This window comes from Cellvibrio sp. UBA7661 (assembly GCA_002483365.1).
In the GTDB taxonomy this organism is placed as follows: domain Bacteria; phylum Pseudomonadota; class Gammaproteobacteria; order Pseudomonadales; family Cellvibrionaceae; genus Cellvibrio.
In genome coordinates, this window is the sequence record DLHT01000005.1 from 227,390 (window position 1) to 247,537 (window position 20,148).

The window sequence follows — 20,148 nt, forward strand, 5'->3', positions numbered from 1 at the left end:
CAATCACCGCATCTGGACACCCGTGAATGAACTCCGATTTTTGTAACCAAACCGAATTACATGAACGCGCTGCGCGCATCAAACTGTTGCTATTGGATGTGGACGGAGTGCTTACCGACGGCCGTCTTTACTTCGGCAACCAGGGGGAAGAATTCAAATCGTTTAGCACATTAGATGGGCAAGGCATTAAAGCATTGCAAAAAACCGGCGTTAAAGTCGGCATTATTACGGGCCGCACCAGCAATCTGGTTGCCCGGCGCGCAAACGATTTGGGCATAACGATATTGGTGCAAGGGCGCGAGGACAAATGGGAAGCGCTACAAGACATTTTGCGAGAACATCCTGTAGCACTTGAACAGATTGCCTTTATGGGAGATGACTGGCCAGATCTTGGTGTTATGACTCGCGTTGGTCTTGCGCTGACAGTGGCGAATGCCCATTCCAGCGTGACTGAACGCGCCCACTGGCAAAGTCGGGAGCGCGGCGGCGAAGGAGCCGTGCGTGCAGCGTGCGACCTCATCATGAAGGCGCAAGGTACATTCGATACAGCACTTGCACCTTATTTGGCTGACGCATCCCTATGAACCTGTTAACTCGCGCTTATCGCATACATCAATATGTGCCCGGCCCCTGGATACTGGCTTTTGTATTGGTGATCTGTTTTTTTGCATTTTCATTGCGCCAAAAAGAAGAGTTGGCCGGCTATGAATATGATACGAGCAGCTTTCCCAACATCTATATGAAAGAAGTGGAAACCCGCGAGTTTGATCGCACAGGCAAGCTTCACTACCAATTATCGACACCTCAAGTAACCCATTTCCAGCTGCAACAAGAAGGCGCGTCAGCTCAGGACTACACTCTGATCGATCAGCCCGTGATGATGTTTTATGACACAGATACCAAAGCGCCATGGCAAGTTACCGCCAATACCGGGCGCAGCGAGGCTAATGGCGAGCTGATCCGCCTGCTCGATAACGTGCTCATCCAACAGCAAACCCCCACCCAAGGCTTGATACAAATCACCACTAGCGAGCTGCAAGTGCGTGCCAGTGAACAATTCGCGGAAACCGACAAAGCTGTTAAGATGCGCAGCGCCAAAGGTCAGATAGATGCGCTAGGTATGGATGCCGACCTGGCACAAAGTCGGCTTCAGTTAAGATCCCAGGTTAAGGCAGTTTATGATCCCCGCTAAATTACGCTATTGGTTACCTCCTTTGACGCTCATGTTGGCGGCAATAATGTCCCCAACCACAAGCCTCGCATTACCCAGCGACAAAAACGAAACCATCCGCGGCTCTGCTGATAACCTCACAGTAGATCAAAAAAACGGAGTGGCAACTTACACCGGCTCGGTCAAAATCCAGCAAGGGTCACTTGTCATTTCAGCCGATTCTATTGTGATTCACACCAATCCCGACAGCAGCGTTGAAAAAATGATTGCGACAGGCAATCCGGCACGCTTTCAGCAACAACCGGAAAAGGACCAGGGCATAGTGACTGCCGCCGCCAAACAAATTACCTACACCCCCAGCAATGAACATCTGGTACTGATTGAAGATGCCTCTGTTGAGCAAAACGGCGCGGTAATGAGCGGCCCACACATTGATTACGATTTAGTCAAAGAAGTAATGAAAGCCGCAGGCAGCAACAGTAGTAGCGGCGGCGAAGGGCAACGCATCGAAATTGTGATCCCTCCCAAAGCCGGAAAAACCGAGGATGCGCAGTAATGCCCAGTTTGCACGCCCGCCATCTAGCCAAAAGCTACAAAAAGCGCAAAGTGGTTATAGATGTATCCATCACTGTGGAAAGTGGCAGCATCGTCGGATTGCTTGGCCCCAACGGCGCAGGAAAAACTACCTGTTTCTATATGATCGCCGGCTTGGTGCCTGCCGATAACGGCACCGTATTGATTGACGAGCGCGATATAACCCAGCTGCCCATTCATGGACGTGCCCGCGCAGGCATTGGTTACCTCCCACAAGAGGCGTCTATTTTCCGCAAGCTGAGCGTGGCGGATAACATAATGGCGATTCTGGAGACCCGCAAGGATCTCAACCGCCAACAGCGCGAAGAAAAACTGGAGTCACTGCTCAACGAATTTCATATCACCCATATCCGCGACAGCTTGGGCATGGCCCTTTCCGGAGGTGAGCGCCGCCGGGTGGAGATTGCCCGCGCATTGGCGACAGATCCGCAATTTATCCTGCTCGATGAACCTTTTGCCGGTGTTGATCCTATTTCAGTCAACGACATCAAAGAGATTGTCCGCCACCTGAAAGATCGCGGAATTGGCGTATTGATTACCGACCACAATGTGCGCGAAACCCTGGATATCTGCGAAACAGCTTATATCGTCAGTGAAGGCCACATCATTGCTGAAGGCGATGCCGAAACCGTGTTGAGCAATAACAAAGTACGCGAAGTGTATTTGGGTGAGCATTTCCGCCTCTAACTGCAACTTCCCGATAAGATTTCCGGTGTTACAAACTGCCCATTGTCCGCGCGTTTAATCACACACAAACAACTTGACAAGTAACAATCTTTATACATTAGGCATAAAGCTTGCTTAAGCTTGTTGCTTGAGGCGCAAACCCTGACTAAACTCCACTTATACCGATGTTTTTCATCCTGCGTTTAAGGGTTTGTCGTCCGTACAATGAAGCAATCTCTCCAGCTCAAACTCGGCCAACAGCTGACCATGACCCCACAGTTGCAACAGGCAATCCGCTTGTTACAACTATCAACTCTGGATCTGCAACAGGAAATCCAGGAGGCGCTCGATTCCAACCCAATGTTGGAAGTTGAAGATAGCTTCGATTCTCCCACGCAAAACAGTGACTACGAAGGCAGCGAACAAGACAAATCGGATTATGACCGTCAGCTGGAAATTGCAGCAGAAAGCGGTACCGATAACGGCGCAGAGTTCACTGCCAGCGACAATTTCTCCACGAGCACCGATAACTACACCGATAGTTACAACAACGACAACAGCTATAGCGAAAGCGATAGTTTTGGCGAAGGTGACACTTTCAGGGAAAGTGAATCCATAGGTGATACAGATGTTTACGGCGAAGGTGAAAGCTTTAGCGCCGATAGTGGCGACTGGAGCGACTCCATTCCCAGCGATCTTCCTGTGGACACAAGCTGGGATGATGTCTATCAAGCCTCATCCAGTAGCAGTTCCGGTAATTACGACAATGAAGATGGTGATTTTGAAAGCCGTCGCGCTGCTATTGACTCCCTTTACGATCATTTGATGTGGCAGCTCAATCTGACACCAATGTCAGACCGGGACCGTATTTTGGCTATGGCAATTATCGATGCAGTGGAACCCAGCGGTATGCTGTCCATTAGTATCGAGGAAATCTTTGAAGGGATGGGTAGCGATCTCGAAGATCTGGAACTGGACGAAGTTGTTGCCGTGCAAAAACGCCTGCAACAATTTGATCCTTGCGGTGTATGCAGCCAAAACCTGTCCGAATGCCTGCTGGTACAACTACAACAGTTTGATCAAAAAACACCGTTCCTCGATCCAGCAAAATTAATCGTCAAACAGTATTTACCCGTGTTGGGTAGCCGCGACTACCGTCAGTTGATGCGTCGCACAAAACTCAAGGAAGCAGAATTAAGCCAGGCAATCGCGCTTATCCAAAGTTTGAACCCACGTCCTGGCGATATTATTGCCAGTGGCGATACAGAATATGTTGTGCCCGATGTTTTTGTCGAAAAACGCGATGGCCGCTGGATTGTGGAGCTAAATCCGGATATTGCGCCGCGCTTGCGGATCAATGCTGATTACGCCTCCATGGTGAAGCGTGCAGACTCCAGCAGTGACAACACCTTCCTCAAAGACAATTTACAGGAAGCCCGTTGGTTCCTGAAAAGCTTGCAAAGCCGCAACGAGACCCTACTTAAGGTGGCAAGTTGTATTGTTGAAAAACAGCGGGGCTTTTTGGATTACGGACCTGAAGCGATGAAACCGCTGGTCTTGCACGATATTGCTGAAATTGTAGAAATGCACGAGTCCACTATTTCACGAGTCACTACACAAAAATATATGCATACACCGCAGGGTATTTTTGAGCTGAAATACTTTTTCTCCAGCCACGTCAGCACCGACAGCGGTGGAGAATGTTCTTCTACAGCAATCCGCGCCATCATCAAGAAATTGGTCAGCGCGGAAAATCCCAAAAAACCGCTGAGTGACAGCAAAATTACTGATTTGCTCGCCGAGCAAGGCATACAAGTCGCGCGTCGTACTATTGCCAAATATCGTGAATCACTCAACATTCCGCCATCGAATGAGCGCAAAACAATTTAATCTGATGTAGATGATCACATTGGGAACTTACTGAAAAGTTTCAGGTACATTTAATAGTTCGGACAAAAAATTCATGGATGTAATGCGAGGTTACCTAACCGTAACCGTTTTGTTTCTAGCGAGAGGAAGTATCTATGCAAATACATATCAGCGGTCATCACGTAGAAGTTACCGATTCAATGAGAGATTACGTTTCCAGCAAGCTGGAACGTTTGAGCAACCATCATGACCGCATTACGAGTACCCATGTCATACTCTCGATAGATAAGCTGATCCAAAAGGCAGAGGCCACTATCCATGTGAGTGGCAAAGACCTATTCGCCGATGCAACTCATGAAGATTTATATGCTGCCATCGATGCCTTGGCCGACAAGCTCGATCGCCAATTGATTAAACACAAAGAGAAAATGCGCAGCCATCGCTAACGCGAGGCGCGCAACCGACGTTAACCATCTGATGCGCACTGGCTGCCACTGGCACCAGTCGCCATCGATCAGGGAGATGCCCAGCATCACTTTTTTATGCAAATCCAATCCCTCATCACCCCCGCCCGCACACTCTGTGGTGTAGACGGTGGCAGCAAAAAGCGCGCACTGGAGTTGCTTGCCAACACCATCGCACAGGATATTCCCGATATTGATGCCGACGAATTGTTCCGCCGGTTAATTGGCCGCGAACGGCTTGGCTCAACCGGCATTGGCCATGGGATCGCCATTCCCCATTGCCGTGTTGAAAATTGCAGCGGCACCGTTGGTGCATTGATCACCCTTGCCGATCCTATCGACTTCGATGCAATTGACTCCCAACCTGTCGATATTCTATTTGCCATGTTGGTGCCGGAAGATGCGCACAGCGAACATCTGCAAACTCTCGCAGCACTGGCAGCAGCACTGAATAACGCGGATTACCGTCAGCGTTTGCGTGCCGCAACCAGCAATGAAGAGCTCTTCCAAGCAGCATTAATGACGTAAACGGGTTCAATATGCATCTGGTGATTGTCAGCGGCCTTTCAGGTTCAGGAAAAAGTACAGCACTCCACGTTCTTGAGGATGTGGGGTTTAACTGTATCGACAACCTTCCCGTCAGCTTGCTGCCGGCGCTAGTTGCGCAAATCCAGATCCATAAAGATGACCAATACCGTTTCGCGATTGGTATAGATGTGCGCAACGCTTGGCAGGACCTTGCCATATTCCCGCAGATGATCAGTACCCTGAAGGAAGCCCACCTACCGTTTCGTACACTTTTTCTGGATTCGCAGCCGTCTGTCTTGATCCAACGGTTCAGTGAAACCCGGCGCAAACATCCACTGTCTGACAAACACACCAGTTTGGCAGAGGCGATCTATGCCGAGCAGCAATTATTGGAGCCCATCCGCGACTGTGCGGATCAAGTGATCGACACCAGTCATTTAAACCTTCACGAATTGCGTGATCTGGTGAAAGAACGGGTCGTTGGCCGCAGCGAATCTACTATGGCAATTTTGTTTGAATCCTTTGGTTTCAAACACGGAGTACCTGTAAACGCCGATCTGGTATTCGATGCACGCTGCTTGCCCAATCCGCATTGGAAGCCCACTTTGCGGCCACAGACCGGACAAGACCCGGAGGTTATTGCGTTTTTGGAGGGGCAGGTAACCGTCAAGGAGATGTATGAAGATATTGAACATTACCTGACACGCTGGTTGCCTCGCTACCAAGCAAACAATCGCAGTTACATTACGATTGCGATTGGTTGCACTGGTGGACAGCATCGTTCGGTTTATTTGGCCGAGCGATTGCAAACGCATTTCGACAAAAGCTTTCACGATGTACAAGTGCGGCACCGCGATATCAACAAACACAAAAAACACTAAAACTACCAAGAACCAAACACAGACTCCGGCAATGTTTACTGACACTCTCGACATTATTAATAAGCGCGGCCTCCATGCCCGTGCCGCCGCCAAGCTCGCTACGTTGGCCAACCAATTTCAGGCCAAAATTATGGCGCGAGTAGGGGAAGGCAATTGGGCAGATGCCAAAAGTGTAATGTCATTGATGCTGCTTGCTGCCAGTTGCGGAACCTGTTTGCAAGTCAGCGCCGAAGGCGATGATGCAGAAGCTGCAATAAATGCGATACGCGCATTGATTGCTGATCGCTTTGAAGAAGGCGAATAAATCACCTATTGTTTATCTTATGTCCACCGCAGAGGTTGTTGTTGCACGGCAACTACTCTAAGCTGCGCCCCCTTTTATTGATTCTGTCACCCCGACATTGATTGCTATGGTTTACAACTACGACGATATCAACCCCGATGATTACATCCTGAGCAAATCGCAGGTCAAACGCGATATGCATGCCTTGCAGGCATTGGGTGAAAGTTTCATCAACATGAACGAAAAACAGTTGGCCCAGCTACCTTTGAGTGAGGAGCTATTGGATGCCATCTATCTCGCACGCAAAATGCCACTCAAGGATGCACGCCGTCGTCAAATCCAATACATCGGCAGACTGATGCGCGAAGGTAACCATGAGGAAATTCAGGCAGCGGTCGATAAAATGCAAAATCGCAGCGACCAATATGTGCATCGCCAGCATCAGGTCGAGCGCTACCGCGACCTGTTAATCGAAGGTGATAAGCAGATTTTCCAGACATTGGTGACATCTTGCCCCGGGATTGATGTGCAGCACCTGCGCCAATTGATCCGCAGTGCGCAAAAAGAGCGCGAAGAAAACAAGCCGCCCGCCAATGCGCGCAAACTGTTTGGTTTTATCCGCGACCAACTGGAAAAGCAGGATTAACCAAACACTGATAATCACTCTTCCCAAAAAACTAAAGGCGCCAAATGGCGCCTTTAGTTTTTGGTATCTGAATCCTTGGAAGCTGGCGGATCTTCAGCTTCTGAAGGTTTTTGCTCCTCCTCTTTTACACTGTCACGCAGGCTTTGCTCACTCTCAAACAAACGATTAAAGCGCATTTTAGGATCATCCCAACTGCCCTTAATGGTGTAACTGACACTCGTTGCCTGATCCACCTGTTTTTTGAATAGTTTGCTGATGATGTAAATCCCTGCCGCTGCGGGCAAGCCCGTCGCCAGTGCAGTGTAAAACGTCATGTTACCGGCTACCGGCAAGGTAGCAACAAGGCGGGTATTCAGGGTTTCCTTGCGCAGATTGATGCTGCCAGCCATTTGCATACCACTCGATGGGGTCTTTACTGCCAAAGGCTCTTCAAAAACCAAAATACCCTGATTGAAACGCACTTTACCGTTGATGTGATCGTAAGCAAGCCCGCTTTTATAGAGATCAGAGAAATCAAATCTTAGCCGCCGCGCCAAAGTGTCAAAGTTCAGGATCGACATCAGGCGCAATATGCCTTCACCAGCACTGGCATCCCGCTTGAAGCTGCCCTCTTCAATCTGGATCGTCATTTCGCCACCAAGATTGACCAATGCAAAATCCTGTGGCGAACCGGGCCAAAATAAATCGGCCTGATAGCGTGCTTGTTTACTTTCAAGAGTATCCGGCTTATCCCAGGCTCGCAGTACCTCTGCCATATTGCCGGCACTCAAGCTGCCGATAAATCGCGTTTGCACTCCTACCGGGGTGTTTTGCCAGATTAATTTGGCACCTTCCGCTGTGTTGTCGATACCGCCAATAGTCACGCCACGGATACTGCCGCGGATGCTATCAATAACCGCACCTTTGGAGTCTGGCCGCACCCGCAAGGACCAGTTACCGTAATTGTTGCCATCCATAAACAGGGCTTTAAGAGTGATATCCGCGAGCGGAAGCTTGCGAGGATCCAGCACCTCCTTCGGGCTTTCCGCTTTTGGCTCTACAGCGGACGCATCGGTAATATCGCCCGTAAGATCATTGGCGCTGCTCGCCAAACCAAGTTCTTCGCGGCTCAGGGAAAGCCGTTCAAGATCAATTTTCAAAGGTACAAATTGGTTATTCGGTACCATCACATGACCGGCAAGAACCGCATTGTCCAACTGCAGCTCCCAACCTGAGGGCACAGGTGATGCAATAACATTCAGATTTTCCAATACAACTGCACCCAATTTGTACTGGCCCAACATCAGCTCCGCACGAAAGGGCAATCCAGCCACTTGTCCATCTGTATCATCAGCCGGCGCTACTGTGGCAGAGGAATCCTGCCCATAGGCAACCGCAGGTGCTAAACGTTTGGTGTAAGTCTGGTAGCGCGCCTGCACTTTTTTCCAGACATCCAGATCAATACCGGGCAAGAATCCAGACACGAGAAATTCGGGCTGATCACTGAGTTTGGCATCGCTGGCAAGAGCAATATTGGCATTCAGCAGGCGGTTATTAGTACGCTCCAGACGCAACAATGCCTGAACATCCGCGTTATAGCGCACATCTATTTGCGCCTGTTTCTCTTGCAGCCAAAACTTGAAATCCAGCGGGCGCTGCTCCTGTGCTGTTTTACCGTAAGGCGCGGGAAGATCGACGGCAACGCCCGACATATCACTGTTGATCCTGACCAATGCAAACGCCTGTGCAGTAAACGCGTCGGCCGATACAGCAGGCTCCACTGTACTGTCTGTATCGGTTACAGGTTCAGCGGTGATGTTTTGAGGCCGATGGAACAGCTCTACTACTGCTTGATAAGGAAGCCGCCCGTTCATAAACAGCAATTCCGGACGCTTGCTCCATTGGGCAAGGTGATTAATGTCGGCAGCACCACGGATATTGATCAGGGTTTTGCTGTGATCTTTTGCTTTCTGGTTGCTGAGCTGAGCCTCAATTGGCTCATCAAAAAAGCGTGCAGTGAGAAGATCGCTACTGATTCCGGTATCGCTGTTATAACTGATATGGCCATGCAGGTCATCGAGACTCAAGTTGAGATTTTGCAGTTCAAAACGCGGAACCTTTAGATCTACTTCCACTTGTTGATGCATCCCTTCAGGTTTTCTTTCACCCGTTCCGATAGGAATATCCAGATCGAGGCTGGCGTGCATATCACCCTGCATAAACCAGGAATCCATACTGCCCCCGAGATACTGGCGCAACATTCCCTCACGCAGTACACGTATACCGTCGCTGGCATCACCCTGGATCTTACCGGTCACCTGCAACAGTGAGCCTTTCCCTTGCGCGCGCGGTGTCACACGTACTTCGGCGCGCGTTACCCTGCTATTGAAAACCGCCGCATCATCAACGCTGGCAGCAACCTGTGCATCACTCACCAGCAGGCGGCCATCCAACTGTGCCAACGCAGGCCAACCGGGGTGATAGTTGAGCTGGGCATCTTCCAAATCCAGATACAACTGATAAGTACGCGCCATAGGATTTTTAGTATTGAGCGTACCGCGATAGACAAACCCAGCCTCTGTCGCCACACCGGTATTTTGTAATCCAATACTTTGCTGCAGCCAGGTTTTCAGGCTTTCCGGTACCAAAGCCGGGGTGTACTTTTGATACAGCCCTGCACTGAGCTGCTGGCCTCCAATCTGCAGATAGAGATCAATATCGCCGGTATTACGCTTCCAGGGTAAGGATAACCACATGTAGCCGCGCGCCAATTCATTCCCTTTCTGGAACTCCAACTGGCCACTATTGACGTAAATCTGGTTTTTTTCTGGCTGGAGATGCCATGCGACCTGCCCTTTGGCTCGGTCATATTCCATAGGGGCGGCGTAGGTTGGCTGGTAGTGCATAGAGAAGAAGCGGCGCGAATCTATATCGACAAAGCCTCCCGTTTGTCCCGCTTGCACATACCCATCAACGCCCGCCAATGCGGGAACGCCCTGCCATGCATGTACCGCAACTTGATCGAGGTTGGCACGGATCTGCCAGTCTTTAGGCTGCTCCAATGGCATCGTTAATTGCAGGTTGCGCAAGTGACCGCGCGGCGACAAAGTCTTTAAAAAATTGCTCAGCTTGCCATCGCCCAGAGCACCGGAATCAATGAGCATGCTCGCAAGGCGGGATAAATCCAGCTTGTCCATGCTGACTTGTAAGGGGCGTTTAAAACCGGGGGATGCAACTGCCAGATTAAGATCGCTGATATGTTGCTCTTTCATCGTCGCGTTGATGTTTTGCAAGCCCAATTGCCATTCGCCACCGGGCAACCAAAAACCGTTTAACTCGGTAGAAAAACCATCGAGGGATAAACGATTTGCGCCTACAGGAAGCGATAACCGCTGTAAACCAAAACGGCCGACCAAGTCATAGCCTGTACCTTCTGCCCGGGTTTCAAACCAAATATTGGCATCAACCCGTCCCTCGCTGCGGACCTGGGTATTGGTGCTGCCGCCGAGTAAAAATGCACTGGCCGCGGCCACTGGCTCGCTGGTAGGAAAGCGGTTTAATTGCAGATAGCCGCGGCTGCGGAATTGCTCCTGGTTACGCGGATCGCCTTGGCCTTCGATAATGAGATAAACGCTGCGCGGTTGGGCATCCACATCCACTTGCAGGGCGAGGCGATGAAAGTCACCGGCGTTTTCCAGCAGCAGCGACGGGGAGTCCAACACCACCTGCTCGCCCGAGGTAAATAAAAAGGTCAAATGGCTGCGCTGGAATTCAATCCGCGAGGAAAGCAATAGCATGTCAATCAGCGAATCGAGCTGCACCCCCTGCTTTTGCTCGCCCGTCCGTTGCGGCAAACCGGGAATATGCCAATGCCCCTCTGGAGTCTGTACAAAAGACATATCCACCTGGGTGAGAATGAGGTTGGTCCATACCAGGCGGAAATTCAGCAGGGATTCGAGGATATCCAACCGCAATCGGGCGAGCTTAAAGGCGGCTATGGGCTGGTCTGTTTGGCTATTGATCGAGAAATCTTGTATGACCAGACTGGGTTTCAGGCCATTCCACTCGGCATCAATGCTGCCGATTGCCACCTTCGCATTAAACTTGGCGGAGGCGTAAGCCGCAATATTCTGGTCGTAATCCCCCAGCAAATGGGAAAAGCTACGCCCGGATTGCACCAACACCGCCAATAAAATCAGGGCGATGGCAATCAGGAAGTAACACCATTTCACCAGTTTGCGTAAAGTGCGGGTCATTTAGGCGCGCGATTCCAAAGTCAGGGGGATACATTAACCATCAAATTAACGGTCATTAAACCAACACAATATCGTACTGCTCTTGTTGGAAGAGCGCCTCAACCCTGAATTCAATCGTACGGTTAATAAAAGCTTCCAAATCAGCGACATAGGCCGCTTCTTCATCCAACAACCGGTCTACCACCAGTTGCGATGCCAGCACCAGAAACTTCTGGTTATCGTAAGTCCGCGCCATGCGCAGGATCTCGCGGAAAATTTCATAACATACGGTCTCTGCCGATTTCACCTGACCACGCCCCTGACATACAGGGCAGGGTTCGCACAGCATTTGCCCGAGCGATTCACGGGTACGCTTGCGCGCCATTTCCACCAGACCCAGCTCCGATACGCCGGTAATACGTGTTTTGGCGTGATCTTTCTCCAACGCCTTTTCTAACGTCCGCAACACTTGCCGCTGGTGCTCCGGATCTTTCATATCGATAAAGTCGAGGATGATAATTCCACCCAAATTGCGCAACCGCAGCTGGCGGGCAATCGCCGTCGCCGCCTCCAGATTGGTTTTGAAAATCGTCTCTTCCAAATTGCGATGACCAACAAATGCTCCGGTATTCACATCTACCGTGGTCATGGCTTCGGTCTGCTCGATAATCAAATAACCACTGGACTTGAGCGCCACCCGGGGTTCCAGCGCACGGTGGATTTCTTCCTCAACACCGTACAACTCCAACAGGGGACGATCGCCGCTGTAAAGATCGATCAGATCAATCAATTGCGGCACATATTTAGACGCGAATTCCAGCATTTGTTGATAGGTCAGGCGTGAGTCCACCCGCACCCGATCAATTGGCGCGCGCGCCATATCGCGCAGCGCGCGCAAATAGAGCGGCATATCGCGATGAAGTTCCGCAGGCACACCCAAAGTCGGGATTTTTCCGCTCAAATCCTCCCACAGGCGCAGCAAAAACGGGATATCGGCGTTAATAGCGTCAGCATCAGCCCCTTCGGCAACTGTGCGCACAATAAAGCCGCCTTTAATATCCTGTGCGGCCACTGCACTTTCAACAGCTTGACGTAGTCGTTCGCGCTCGGGCTCATCTTCTATTCGGGTAGACACTCCGATATGGCTGGAGTTTGGCATGTAAACCAAATAACGGGATGACAATGTCAGGTGCGTAGTCAGGCGCGCACCTTTGGTACTAATCGGATCTTTAGCGACTTGCACCAGCAAGGTTTGGCCTTCGCGAACGAGCGAGCGAATATCCGGAACCTCGGTACGGCGCACTTCACCTTCGGGTGGTTCCGGCATCATGTCAGCCGCGTGGATAAATCCTGTGCGCTCAAGGCCAATATCCACAAACGCAGCCTGCATCCCCGGTAATACGCGCACTACTTTGCCTTTGTAGATGTTGCCGACATAGCTCTCGCCATGACTGCGCTCGATATAAAACTCCTGCACCACCCCGTTTTCCACCAAAGCGACACGGGTTTCAACCGGAGATACATTAATCAGGATTTCTTCACTCACCGCTCAGCTCTCCTACAGGGAGTAAACTTCTCGCGGACAAATCTTGCCCAGTCCACCAAGGTACCGAAAATTCTTTCAGCAGTTCACAGGTTGCCTCCAGAGGCAAACCCACTACACCGGAATAGCTACCGCGAATTTCTTTTACGAATACAGCACCCAAGCCTTGGATGGCATAACTGCCAGCCTTATCTTGCGGCTCTTCGGTCTGCCAGTAAGCGGTGATTTCTGCATCAGCTAATTCGCGAAAAGTCACGTCGGTAATTGAAACCCTCGATGCCTGACGTCCAGCTGAATGCAACGTAATCGCCGTAATTACCTGATGGGTACGGCCGGACAGTTGGCGCAGCATATGAAACGCATGAGTCTGGTCGCGCGGCTTCTCCAAAATTATTCCATCCAGTAACCCCAGGGTATCGGCTCCCAAAACAGGCGCAGGAAACAACCCTTGTCGTACTACTTGTGCGTAACCGGCAGCCGCTTTTTCACGCGATAAACGTTGCACGTAATCCATCGCGGTTTCATCTGCTGCTGGCTGCTCGGGAACACTGGCACTAATGACGTGATGGCGAACACCTATCTGCTGTAGCAACTCGCGCCGACGCGGTGACTGGGAGGCAAGATATAAATCGGGGTAGATGGCGCTCACCTTGAAAACTCCTGAAGCTGCGCGGTTTCACCAACGCCAGTTAATTATTGTAAGAAGCACAGAGCCAGCCGGGTTAATGGCGATGACGATGGGTCAAGCGATCCAACCAGCTATGACAAACAGGCCAGATCAACGCACTGGTCAGTGCCGGATATAAAAATTGGATACCAGACAATGGGCGCCCGGCCATCCCCTGAACCCAGTTATCCGTTAATTGGGCGATCCCAACTAATACAAATATCCAGGCTGACTGACGAAAAATGGAGAAATTGCGCACCCGCTGATAGGACAGTATGCAAATATAAGCCACTATCACCAGCCCAAGACTGTGTTGACCAAATGGCACACCCTCTAATAAATCCTGAAAAAGTCCCAGTGCGCACAGAAAGGTAAAACTCACTGTCAGCGGCATGTAAAAAATCCAGTAGATTGCCACCACCAGCACAAACTCAGGACGCCACCAGCGCATACCCATTGGCAATGGATAAACCGACAGAATAAGTGCTACCACTAAACTCAGGGCAATAATCAGGTAGAGGTTGAGTTGTTGGCCAAGCATTAGCGGGTACCGCTGGCCGCGCCAGAGGAAGAGGATGAAGAACTGGTGTTGCGCGACGCTCCCAATGCGCCCGGTACACTCGCCTGATCACGATCTGCAAAAACCAGCAGCAAATGACGGCTGCGATCCAATCGCGCCATGGGTTTTGCGATAACTGTGAGGAATGCTTTGCCAGGGTCGCGCACCACCTGCAAGACTTCTGCAACCGGATACCCCGTAGGGAAACGCGCCCCCATACCAGAACTCACCAACAAATCACCAGCGCGGATGTCGGTATTGGCGGAGACATGGCGTAAGCTCAGACTATTCAGATCGCCGGTACCTTCAGCAATAGCACGCACACCGTTACGGTTAACCTGCACTGGAATCGCATGAGTGGAATCTGAAATCAGTAATACGGTGCTGGAGTCTTCCCCCACCTCAATCACTTGTCCCATCAAACCAAAAGCATCCAGTACCGGCTGGCCTTTGAAGGCACCATCTTTGATACCGCGATTGATGATTACCTTGTGGCTGAGGGGATTAGGGGATACGCCAATTAACTCTGCGATCAATACCGTATCCTGAAGCGTCTGGCTGGCATTGAGCAACTGCCGCAAACGCACGTTTTCAGCAGCGAGGGAAGCAAGCTGTTGCAGCTTGCGCTGGTGGATAAGCAGTTCCGTTTTCAGCGCTTCGTTTTCGAGTTTAAGATCAGCATGGGATACAAAAGTATCTTTACGCCAATCATTCACGCGTGAAGGCACATCGGTTATTTGATAAAAAGGAGCAACCACGGCGGACAACTTCTCTCGCACGGGTTCAAGTCGGTCGGTATACAGCCCCACTACCACCAACACCATCATGATCAAAATGAACAAGAATGCGCGGCTGGTAGCGGATGAGCCTCTGGCAAAAAGCGGTTTGATGGCAAATCCTCCCCGGGTGCCGGGACCTGCGAAATGCAGGTCTCAAAACAAATCAGGACGACAGCAAATCAATATTGCGCTTGTCATTCATTTCCAACGCAATACCGCCACCACGGGCAACACACGTTAAAGGATCTTCCGCAACAATAAACGGCAAACCGGTTTCGTTGGACAGCAAGCGGTCAATATCGCGCAACAGCGCACCACCACCCGTTAATACAACGCCGTTCTCGGCGATGTCAGACGCTAATTCCGGTGGCGATTGTTCAAGCGCGCTTTTCACTGCCTGGACAATACCCGCCAAAGGATCTTGCAATGCCTCCAGAATCTCATCGCTGCTCAGGGTAAAGCTGCGTGGAACCCCTTCCGCGAGGTTGCGGCCACGGACATCGATCTCACGCATTTCGCTGCCGGCAAACGCACAACCAATTTCTTGTTTGATACGCTCAGCGGTTGCATCACCAATCACGCTGCCGTAGTTGCGGCGAACATAGTTAACAATAGCCTCATCGAAACGATCACCACCAATACGCACTGAATCCGAATACACCACACCGTTAAGGGAAATCACGGCGATCTCGGTAGTGCCTCCACCAATATCCACCACCATCGAACCATTGGCTTCGGATACTTTAAGGCCAGCACCAATTGCAGCAGCCATTGGCTCTTCAATCAAACGCACTTCGCGCGCACCAGCACCCAATGCTGATTCACGGATCGCACGCTTTTCTACTTCTGTTGAAAGACAAGGAACGCTGATCAAAACGCGGGGAGATGGGCTGAACCAGGAGTTTTCGTGAACTTTGCGGATGAAGTGTTGCAGCATTTTCTCGGTGACCTGGAAGTCTGCAATAACACCGTCTTTCAGCGGGCGGATGGCAGTGATATTGCCCGGAGTACGACCTAACATGCGCTTGGCCTCTACACCTACGGCTTCCACAATCTTGGTGCCATTGTGATGGCGTATCGCTACCACTGAAGGTTCGTTAAGCACTATGCCGCGACCGCGCACATAAATCAGGGTATTGGCTGTGCCGAGGTCGATAGAGAGATCGTTAGAAAATGCTCCGCGTAAAAGTTTCATCATGAGGGACGAGGCCTTAATAGAATATGTTGAAATAGAATTCGTGTCTTGATCGACGTTCGTGCCCGTTTTGCGGCGGCGCGCTCATGGCAACTGAACTCTGTCCTTGAATTGAACTTCGCACCTAGCGAAGAATCCATGCAAATTTTTATGAAGCGCGCAGTATAAGTGAATTTTCGCTTTTTATCCGACCTAAATTAGCCATAAAGTTCAAATAAATCCGTCATTTCGACGACGTTTATGTCTAATTTTTAAACAAAACCGCTTTCGCTTAAGTCCTCCGCACTCTATCAACCACAAGTGTTCAGGGCAAGGCGCAAATGTGGTACCTTGAGCACCCATTTTTGAGGGGATGACGCCGGATAGCCGCAACATCGCCGCACTTTTGATTTTCCATTTGTTGGAGCTAATACCACCATGGCTGTAGACCGTTCCGATATCGCCAAGCTGGCCAAGCTGGCGCGTATCCAGATTACCGATGAAGCCGCCGATGAAGCGGCAAAAAGCATCTCCGATGTATTGGCCCTGGTCGACCAATTGCAAGCAGTGAACACCGAAGGTGTTTCACCTATGGCGCACCCCTTGGATGCCGTCCAACGCTTACGTGCCGATGTGGTCACCGAACCGAATCAGCGCGAAACCTTTCAGGCTATTGCACCTGCCACACAAGATGGCTTGTATTTAGTGCCTCAGGTTATCGAGTAAATACTCGCCCCTCATTACAAAAAAATTTCAGGAATTTGCAATGCACCAATTCACCATTGCCGAGCTGGTAAAAGGTCTACGCAACAAAGACTTTTCCAGCACCGAAGTGACCCAACATTATCTGGACCGTATCACGCGTCTGGACAAAACCTATAACAGCTACATCACCGTGACTAACGACATCGCACTGCAACAAGCGGCAGCTGCAGATAAACGTTTAGCAGCAGGCAACGCGCCTGCACTGTGCGGTGTTCCTATCGCACACAAAGATATTTTTTGCACCACCGGCGTGCGCACGTCTTGCGCATCAAAAATGCTTGATAAATTTATCGCGCCTTACAACGCCACTATCGTAGAAAATTATCTGAATTCAAGCGTGGTGATGCTGGGCAAAACCAACATGGATGAATTCGCGATGGGCTCATCCAACGAAACCAGCTGGTACGGTCCGGTAAAAAATCCTTGGGCCATTGATTGCGTTCCCGGTGGATCTTCCGGCGGCTCTGCTGCTGCCGTTGCTGCGCATTTGGCTCCTGCGGCAACTGCATCCGACACCGGCGGTTCGATCCGCCAACCCGCTGCACTGTGCGGATTAACCGGCATTAAACCAACCTATGGCCGCGTATCGCGCTGGGGCATGATTGCGTTTGCATCCAGTCTGGATCAAGCGGGTATTTTGTCGCGCACTGCTGAAGACGCCGCCATTTTGTTAAACGATATGGCGAGTTTCGATGCAAAAGATTCCACCTGTGTTGAACGCGACGTACCGGATTACACTGCCGATTTAAACAAATCACTTAATGGTTTGCGCATCGGTGTTCCCAAAGAATATTTTGGGGAAGGCTTGAATCCAAAAACCGCAGCATTAATTGAAGCAGCCATTAAAGTGTATGAAAGTTTGGGCGCAACCATTCATAGCGTCAGCCTTCCACACACTCATCTTTCTGTTCCGGCTTACTACGTCATTGCTCCTGCCGAGTGCTCTGCCAACCTGTCGCGTTTTGATGGTGTTCGCTATGGGCACCGCTGTGAGAATCCAAAAGACCTGAATGATCTTTATATGCGCTCGCGCAGTGAAGGTTTTGGTGCAGAAGTGAAGCGCCGTATTTTAGTGGGCACCTATGCATTATCTGCTGGATATTACGATGCCTATTACAGTAAAGCGCAAAAAATTCGCCGCTTGATCAAGCAGGATTTTGTTGATGCATTCCAAAGTGTGGACGTCATTCTCGGCCCAACTTCGCCTTCACCGGCATTCCAGTTTGGTTCAAAAACCAAAGATCCAGTGGCAATGTATTTGGAAGATATTTACACCATCGCAACTAACCTCGCAGGCCTGCCGGGCTTGTCTATTCCTTGTGGCCTGGTGGATAACAAACCTGTTGGATTGCAATTGATTGGCAACTTCTTCGCGGAGTCACAGCTATTAAATGCGGCGCACCAATTCCAGCAAGCGACTAACTTCCACCAACAATCTGCACCTGGCATTGAGTAAGGAGCCGTAGCATGCAATGGGAAACCGTTATCGGGTTGGAAGTTCACGTACAACTCGCCACTAAAACCAAAATTTTCTCCGGTGCCAGCACAGCATTCGGAGCAGAACCCAACACACAAGCTTGCGCAATTGATTTGGCATTACCCGGTACGCTACCAGTTGCCAACGAAGAAGCATTTCGCTTCGCCACCATGTTTGGCCTTGCGGTAAATGCAGAGATCGGCAAGCGCTCGGTATTTGAGCGTAAAAATTATTTTTATCCGGACTTACCCAAGGGTTATCAAACCACTCAACTTGCCGAGCCAATTGTCGGAGCGGGTTTTGTCGATTTGGAATTAGGTGAAGGTCGCACCAAACGCGTTCGCATTCACCACGCACATCTGGAAGAAGATGCAGGCAAATCCCTGCACGAAGATTTTGCTGGCATGAGCGGTATCGATTTAAACCGCGCAGGCACTCCGTTGATCGAAGTAGTCACCGAACCGGATATGCGCAGCGCCGAAGAAGCCGTTGCCTTCGCCAAAAAATTACACTCAATCGTTACCTCACTGGAAATTTGCGATGGCGAAATGAGCCAGGGCTCAATGCGCTTTGACGTCAATATTTCTGTGCGTCCGAAAGGCTCCGAAAAACTCGGCACCCGCACCGAAACCAAAAATTTAAACTCGTTTAAATTTATGGAAGAAGCGATTGCTCTGGAAGTAGAACGCCAGATCGATGTACTGGAAGACGGCGGAAAAATTATCCAGGAAACTCGCCTCTACAACGGCGACACCAAAAAAGCGCGCAGCATGCGCAGCAAGGAAGACAGCAACGATTATCGCTACTTCCCCTGCCCTGACTTGCTGCCCGTTATTTTGGATGATGACTATATCGAAACTGTGCGCAAACAAATGCCGGAGCTACCCGAGGCAAAACGCGCGCGTTTTGTTGAGCAATATGGTTTGAGCAGCTATGACGCTGGCCAAATCACTATGGATAAATTCAGCGCAGCTTTCTTTGAAGCTTCTGCCAAAATCTCAGGCGAGCCAAAACTGACTGCCAACTGGATCATGGCGGATTTGGGCGCGTACTTGAATCGCACCGAGCAACGTATTGACCAATCACCGGTTACACCAGAATTGCTTGCAGGCCTGGTAGTGCGCATTAAAGACGGCACTCTCTCCAGCAAAATTGCCAAACAAGTATTCGAAGCGATTGCCAATGGTGAAGGTGATGCTGATACGATTATCGAAACCAAAGGTTTGAAACAGGTGTCCGATACGGGCGCACTGGAAAAAATTATCGATGACATACTCGCTGCAAATACTGCACAGGTAGAAGGCTACCGTGCAGCGCCGGAAGACAAACGCGCAAAAATGCTCGGATTCTTTGTCGGACAAGCGATGAAAGCATCCAAGGGGCAAGCGAATCCGCAAGCACTGAATGAATTATTGGTTAAAAAATTAAACGGCTAATCCCTCCCCCGCCTCCCTTCTTACAAAGGGAGGAGCTGACTCCCCAGTGAAGCTGATTTAGCAGGGAGTCCACTTCCCCCTTTGCAAAAGGGGGATCGAGGGGATTCAAATTTTAACAAGAGATTCGAAAAATGAGCTTACGCAAAGACAAAGAAAAAGTCCTCGGCGAAACCTTCGACGATGAACGCATCAAAACGTTTTTGAATTACCCTGCCCCCACAGGAGTCAATGCCGATTATCATTTATTGGAAAAAGCGTACCGCGGCATGCTCGGTGGTAACTTTGCAACCTTTGTGACGTTTTTTGTAGAAGCCGGAAAAGATCTGAATGCTATTGGCCCGGAAGGAAAAACCTTTTTGCAGGTGGTTAAAGCCCATCGCAATGGCGAAGAATACGCCCTTGCACTGGAAGCCGCTGGAGCCAAATAATCTT

Annotated in this window: 20 protein-coding genes; 14 read left to right on the forward strand and 6 right to left on the reverse strand. The window is 50.4% G+C overall.

Annotated features, from left to right (window positions below):
- Positions 1–26 precede the first annotated feature (26 nt).
- From B2739_RS03540 to yjgA, 10 genes are all read left to right on the forward strand, one after another.
- The gene (locus tag B2739_RS03540; protein ID WP_331344494.1) at positions 27–584 is read left to right on the forward strand and encodes an HAD-IIIA family hydrolase; all 558 of its coding nucleotides are present in this window, start codon (positions 27–29) and stop codon (positions 582–584) included.
- Positions 581–1,192, forward strand: a complete 612-nt coding sequence (gene lptC, locus B2739_RS03545; RefSeq protein WP_331344495.1) for an LPS export ABC transporter periplasmic protein LptC — start codon at positions 581–583, stop codon at positions 1,190–1,192. Before B2739_RS03540 ends, lptC begins: the two co-directional genes overlap by 4 nt.
- 46 nt (positions 1,193–1,238) lie before the next feature.
- Positions 1,239–1,727: a lipopolysaccharide transport periplasmic protein LptA gene (gene lptA, locus B2739_RS03550; protein ID WP_331344496.1), complete on the forward strand. Its 489-nt coding sequence runs from the start codon at positions 1,239–1,241 to the stop codon at positions 1,725–1,727.
- Positions 1,727–2,452 carry an LPS export ABC transporter ATP-binding protein gene (gene lptB, locus B2739_RS03555; protein ID WP_331344497.1) on the forward strand — a complete coding sequence of 242 codons (726 nt, stop codon included), beginning with the start codon at positions 1,727–1,729 and terminating at the stop codon, positions 2,450–2,452. The genes lptA and lptB overlap by 1 nt, the downstream gene beginning before the upstream one ends.
- Positions 2,453–2,656: 204 nt before the next feature.
- Entirely contained in the window at positions 2,657–4,321 is a 1,665-nt protein-coding gene (locus tag B2739_RS03560; protein ID WP_331344498.1) for an RNA polymerase factor sigma-54, read from the forward strand.
- 134 nt (positions 4,322–4,455) lie between these two features.
- Positions 4,456–4,746: a ribosome hibernation-promoting factor, HPF/YfiA family gene (gene hpf, locus B2739_RS03565; RefSeq protein WP_331344499.1), complete on the forward strand. Its 291-nt coding sequence runs from the start codon at positions 4,456–4,458 to the stop codon at positions 4,744–4,746.
- A 96-nt stretch (positions 4,747–4,842) separates the two neighbouring features.
- Entirely contained in the window at positions 4,843–5,292 is a 450-nt protein-coding gene (gene ptsN / locus B2739_RS03570; protein ID WP_331344500.1) for a PTS IIA-like nitrogen regulatory protein PtsN, read from the forward strand.
- Between the two features lie 11 nt (positions 5,293–5,303).
- Positions 5,304–6,173: an RNase adapter RapZ gene (gene rapZ / locus B2739_RS03575; RefSeq protein ID WP_331344501.1), complete on the forward strand. Its 870-nt coding sequence runs from the start codon at positions 5,304–5,306 to the stop codon at positions 6,171–6,173.
- A gap of 31 nt (positions 6,174–6,204) precedes the next feature.
- Positions 6,205–6,477 carry an HPr family phosphocarrier protein gene (locus B2739_RS03580; protein ID WP_331344502.1) on the forward strand — a complete coding sequence of 91 codons (273 nt, stop codon included), beginning with the start codon at positions 6,205–6,207 and terminating at the stop codon, positions 6,475–6,477.
- A 106-nt stretch (positions 6,478–6,583) separates the two neighbouring features.
- Positions 6,584–7,102, forward strand: coding sequence for a ribosome biogenesis factor YjgA (gene yjgA, locus B2739_RS03585; protein ID WP_331344503.1), 519 nt, complete (start codon positions 6,584–6,586; stop codon positions 7,100–7,102).
- Between the two features lie 53 nt (positions 7,103–7,155).
- Here yjgA and B2739_RS03590 read toward each other — a convergent pair whose 3' ends face one another.
- The 6 genes from B2739_RS03590 to B2739_RS03615 form a co-directional block, all read right to left on the reverse strand.
- On the reverse strand, positions 7,156–11,337 hold the full coding sequence (locus tag B2739_RS03590; protein WP_331344504.1) for a YhdP family protein: 4,182 nt from the start codon (positions 11,335–11,337) through the stop codon (positions 7,156–7,158).
- Positions 11,338–11,392: 55 nt separating this feature from the next.
- Entirely contained in the window at positions 11,393–12,862 is a 1,470-nt protein-coding gene (gene rng / locus B2739_RS03595; RefSeq protein ID WP_331344505.1) for a ribonuclease G, read from the reverse strand.
- Positions 12,855–13,508, reverse strand: a complete 654-nt coding sequence (locus tag B2739_RS03600) for a Maf family protein (protein WP_331344506.1) — start codon at positions 13,506–13,508, stop codon at positions 12,855–12,857. Before B2739_RS03600 ends, rng begins: the two co-directional genes overlap by 8 nt.
- Before the next feature lie 73 nt (positions 13,509–13,581).
- On the reverse strand, positions 13,582–14,067 hold the full coding sequence (gene mreD / locus B2739_RS03605) for a rod shape-determining protein MreD (protein WP_331344507.1): 486 nt from the start codon (positions 14,065–14,067) through the stop codon (positions 13,582–13,584).
- The gene (gene mreC / locus B2739_RS03610) at positions 14,067–15,014 is read right to left on the reverse strand and encodes a rod shape-determining protein MreC (protein WP_331344622.1); all 948 of its coding nucleotides are present in this window, start codon (positions 15,012–15,014) and stop codon (positions 14,067–14,069) included. Before mreC ends, mreD begins: the two co-directional genes overlap by 1 nt.
- 13 nt (positions 15,015–15,027) lie before the next feature.
- On the reverse strand, positions 15,028–16,062 hold the full coding sequence (locus B2739_RS03615) for a rod shape-determining protein (protein ID WP_331344508.1): 1,035 nt from the start codon (positions 16,060–16,062) through the stop codon (positions 15,028–15,030).
- A 414-nt stretch (positions 16,063–16,476) separates the two neighbouring features.
- Between B2739_RS03615 and gatC the strand changes: the two genes are divergently transcribed.
- The 4 genes from gatC (at position 16,477) to B2739_RS03635 (ending at position 20,144) form a co-directional block, all read left to right on the forward strand.
- Positions 16,477–16,764 (forward strand): Asp-tRNA(Asn)/Glu-tRNA(Gln) amidotransferase subunit GatC, encoded by a 288-nt coding sequence (gene gatC, locus B2739_RS03620; protein ID WP_049630587.1) that lies wholly within the window; start codon positions 16,477–16,479, stop codon positions 16,762–16,764.
- A gap of 40 nt (positions 16,765–16,804) precedes the next feature.
- Complete coding sequence (gatA, locus tag B2739_RS03625) at positions 16,805–18,259, forward strand: Asp-tRNA(Asn)/Glu-tRNA(Gln) amidotransferase subunit GatA (RefSeq protein ID WP_331344509.1); 1,455 nt, start codon at positions 16,805–16,807, stop codon at positions 18,257–18,259.
- Between the two features lie 11 nt (positions 18,260–18,270).
- Positions 18,271–19,716: an Asp-tRNA(Asn)/Glu-tRNA(Gln) amidotransferase subunit GatB gene (gatB, locus tag B2739_RS03630; RefSeq protein ID WP_331344510.1), complete on the forward strand. Its 1,446-nt coding sequence runs from the start codon at positions 18,271–18,273 to the stop codon at positions 19,714–19,716.
- 131 nt (positions 19,717–19,847) lie between these two features.
- The gene (locus B2739_RS03635; protein ID WP_331344511.1) at positions 19,848–20,144 is read left to right on the forward strand and encodes a PA4642 family protein; all 297 of its coding nucleotides are present in this window, start codon (positions 19,848–19,850) and stop codon (positions 20,142–20,144) included.
- Positions 20,145–20,148: the final 4 nt, after the last annotated feature.

Bases quoted from the DNA above. Each gene is read 5' to 3' on its own strand.
- B2739_RS03540 (WP_331344494.1), top strand. From the start codon at position 27: ATGAACTCCGATTTTTGTAACCAAACCGAATTACATGAACGCGCTGCG.
- lptC (WP_331344495.1), top strand. From the start codon at position 581: ATGAACCTGTTAACTCGCGCTTATCGCATACATCAATATGTGCCCGGC.
- lptA (WP_331344496.1), top strand. From the start codon at position 1,239: ATGTCCCCAACCACAAGCCTCGCATTACCCAGCGACAAAAACGAAACC.
- lptB (WP_331344497.1), top strand. From the start codon at position 1,727: ATGCCCAGTTTGCACGCCCGCCATCTAGCCAAAAGCTACAAAAAGCGC.
- B2739_RS03560 (WP_331344498.1), top strand. From the start codon at position 2,657: ATGAAGCAATCTCTCCAGCTCAAACTCGGCCAACAGCTGACCATGACC.
- hpf (WP_331344499.1), top strand. From the start codon at position 4,456: ATGCAAATACATATCAGCGGTCATCACGTAGAAGTTACCGATTCAATG.
- ptsN (WP_331344500.1), top strand. From the start codon at position 4,843: ATGCAAATCCAATCCCTCATCACCCCCGCCCGCACACTCTGTGGTGTA.
- rapZ (WP_331344501.1), top strand. From the start codon at position 5,304: ATGCATCTGGTGATTGTCAGCGGCCTTTCAGGTTCAGGAAAAAGTACA.
- B2739_RS03580 (WP_331344502.1), top strand. From the start codon at position 6,205: ATGTTTACTGACACTCTCGACATTATTAATAAGCGCGGCCTCCATGCC.
- yjgA (WP_331344503.1), top strand. From the start codon at position 6,584: ATGGTTTACAACTACGACGATATCAACCCCGATGATTACATCCTGAGC.
- B2739_RS03590 (WP_331344504.1), bottom strand. From the start codon at position 11,337: ATGACCCGCACTTTACGCAAACTGGTGAAATGGTGTTACTTCCTGATT.
- mreD (WP_331344507.1), bottom strand. From the start codon at position 14,067: ATGCTTGGCCAACAACTCAACCTCTACCTGATTATTGCCCTGAGTTTA.
- B2739_RS03615 (WP_331344508.1), bottom strand. From the start codon at position 16,062: ATGATGAAACTTTTACGCGGAGCATTTTCTAACGATCTCTCTATCGAC.
- gatC (WP_049630587.1), top strand. From the start codon at position 16,477: ATGGCTGTAGACCGTTCCGATATCGCCAAGCTGGCCAAGCTGGCGCGT.
- gatA (WP_331344509.1), top strand. From the start codon at position 16,805: ATGCACCAATTCACCATTGCCGAGCTGGTAAAAGGTCTACGCAACAAA.
- gatB (WP_331344510.1), top strand. From the start codon at position 18,271: ATGCAATGGGAAACCGTTATCGGGTTGGAAGTTCACGTACAACTCGCC.
- B2739_RS03635 (WP_331344511.1), top strand. From the start codon at position 19,848: ATGAGCTTACGCAAAGACAAAGAAAAAGTCCTCGGCGAAACCTTCGAC.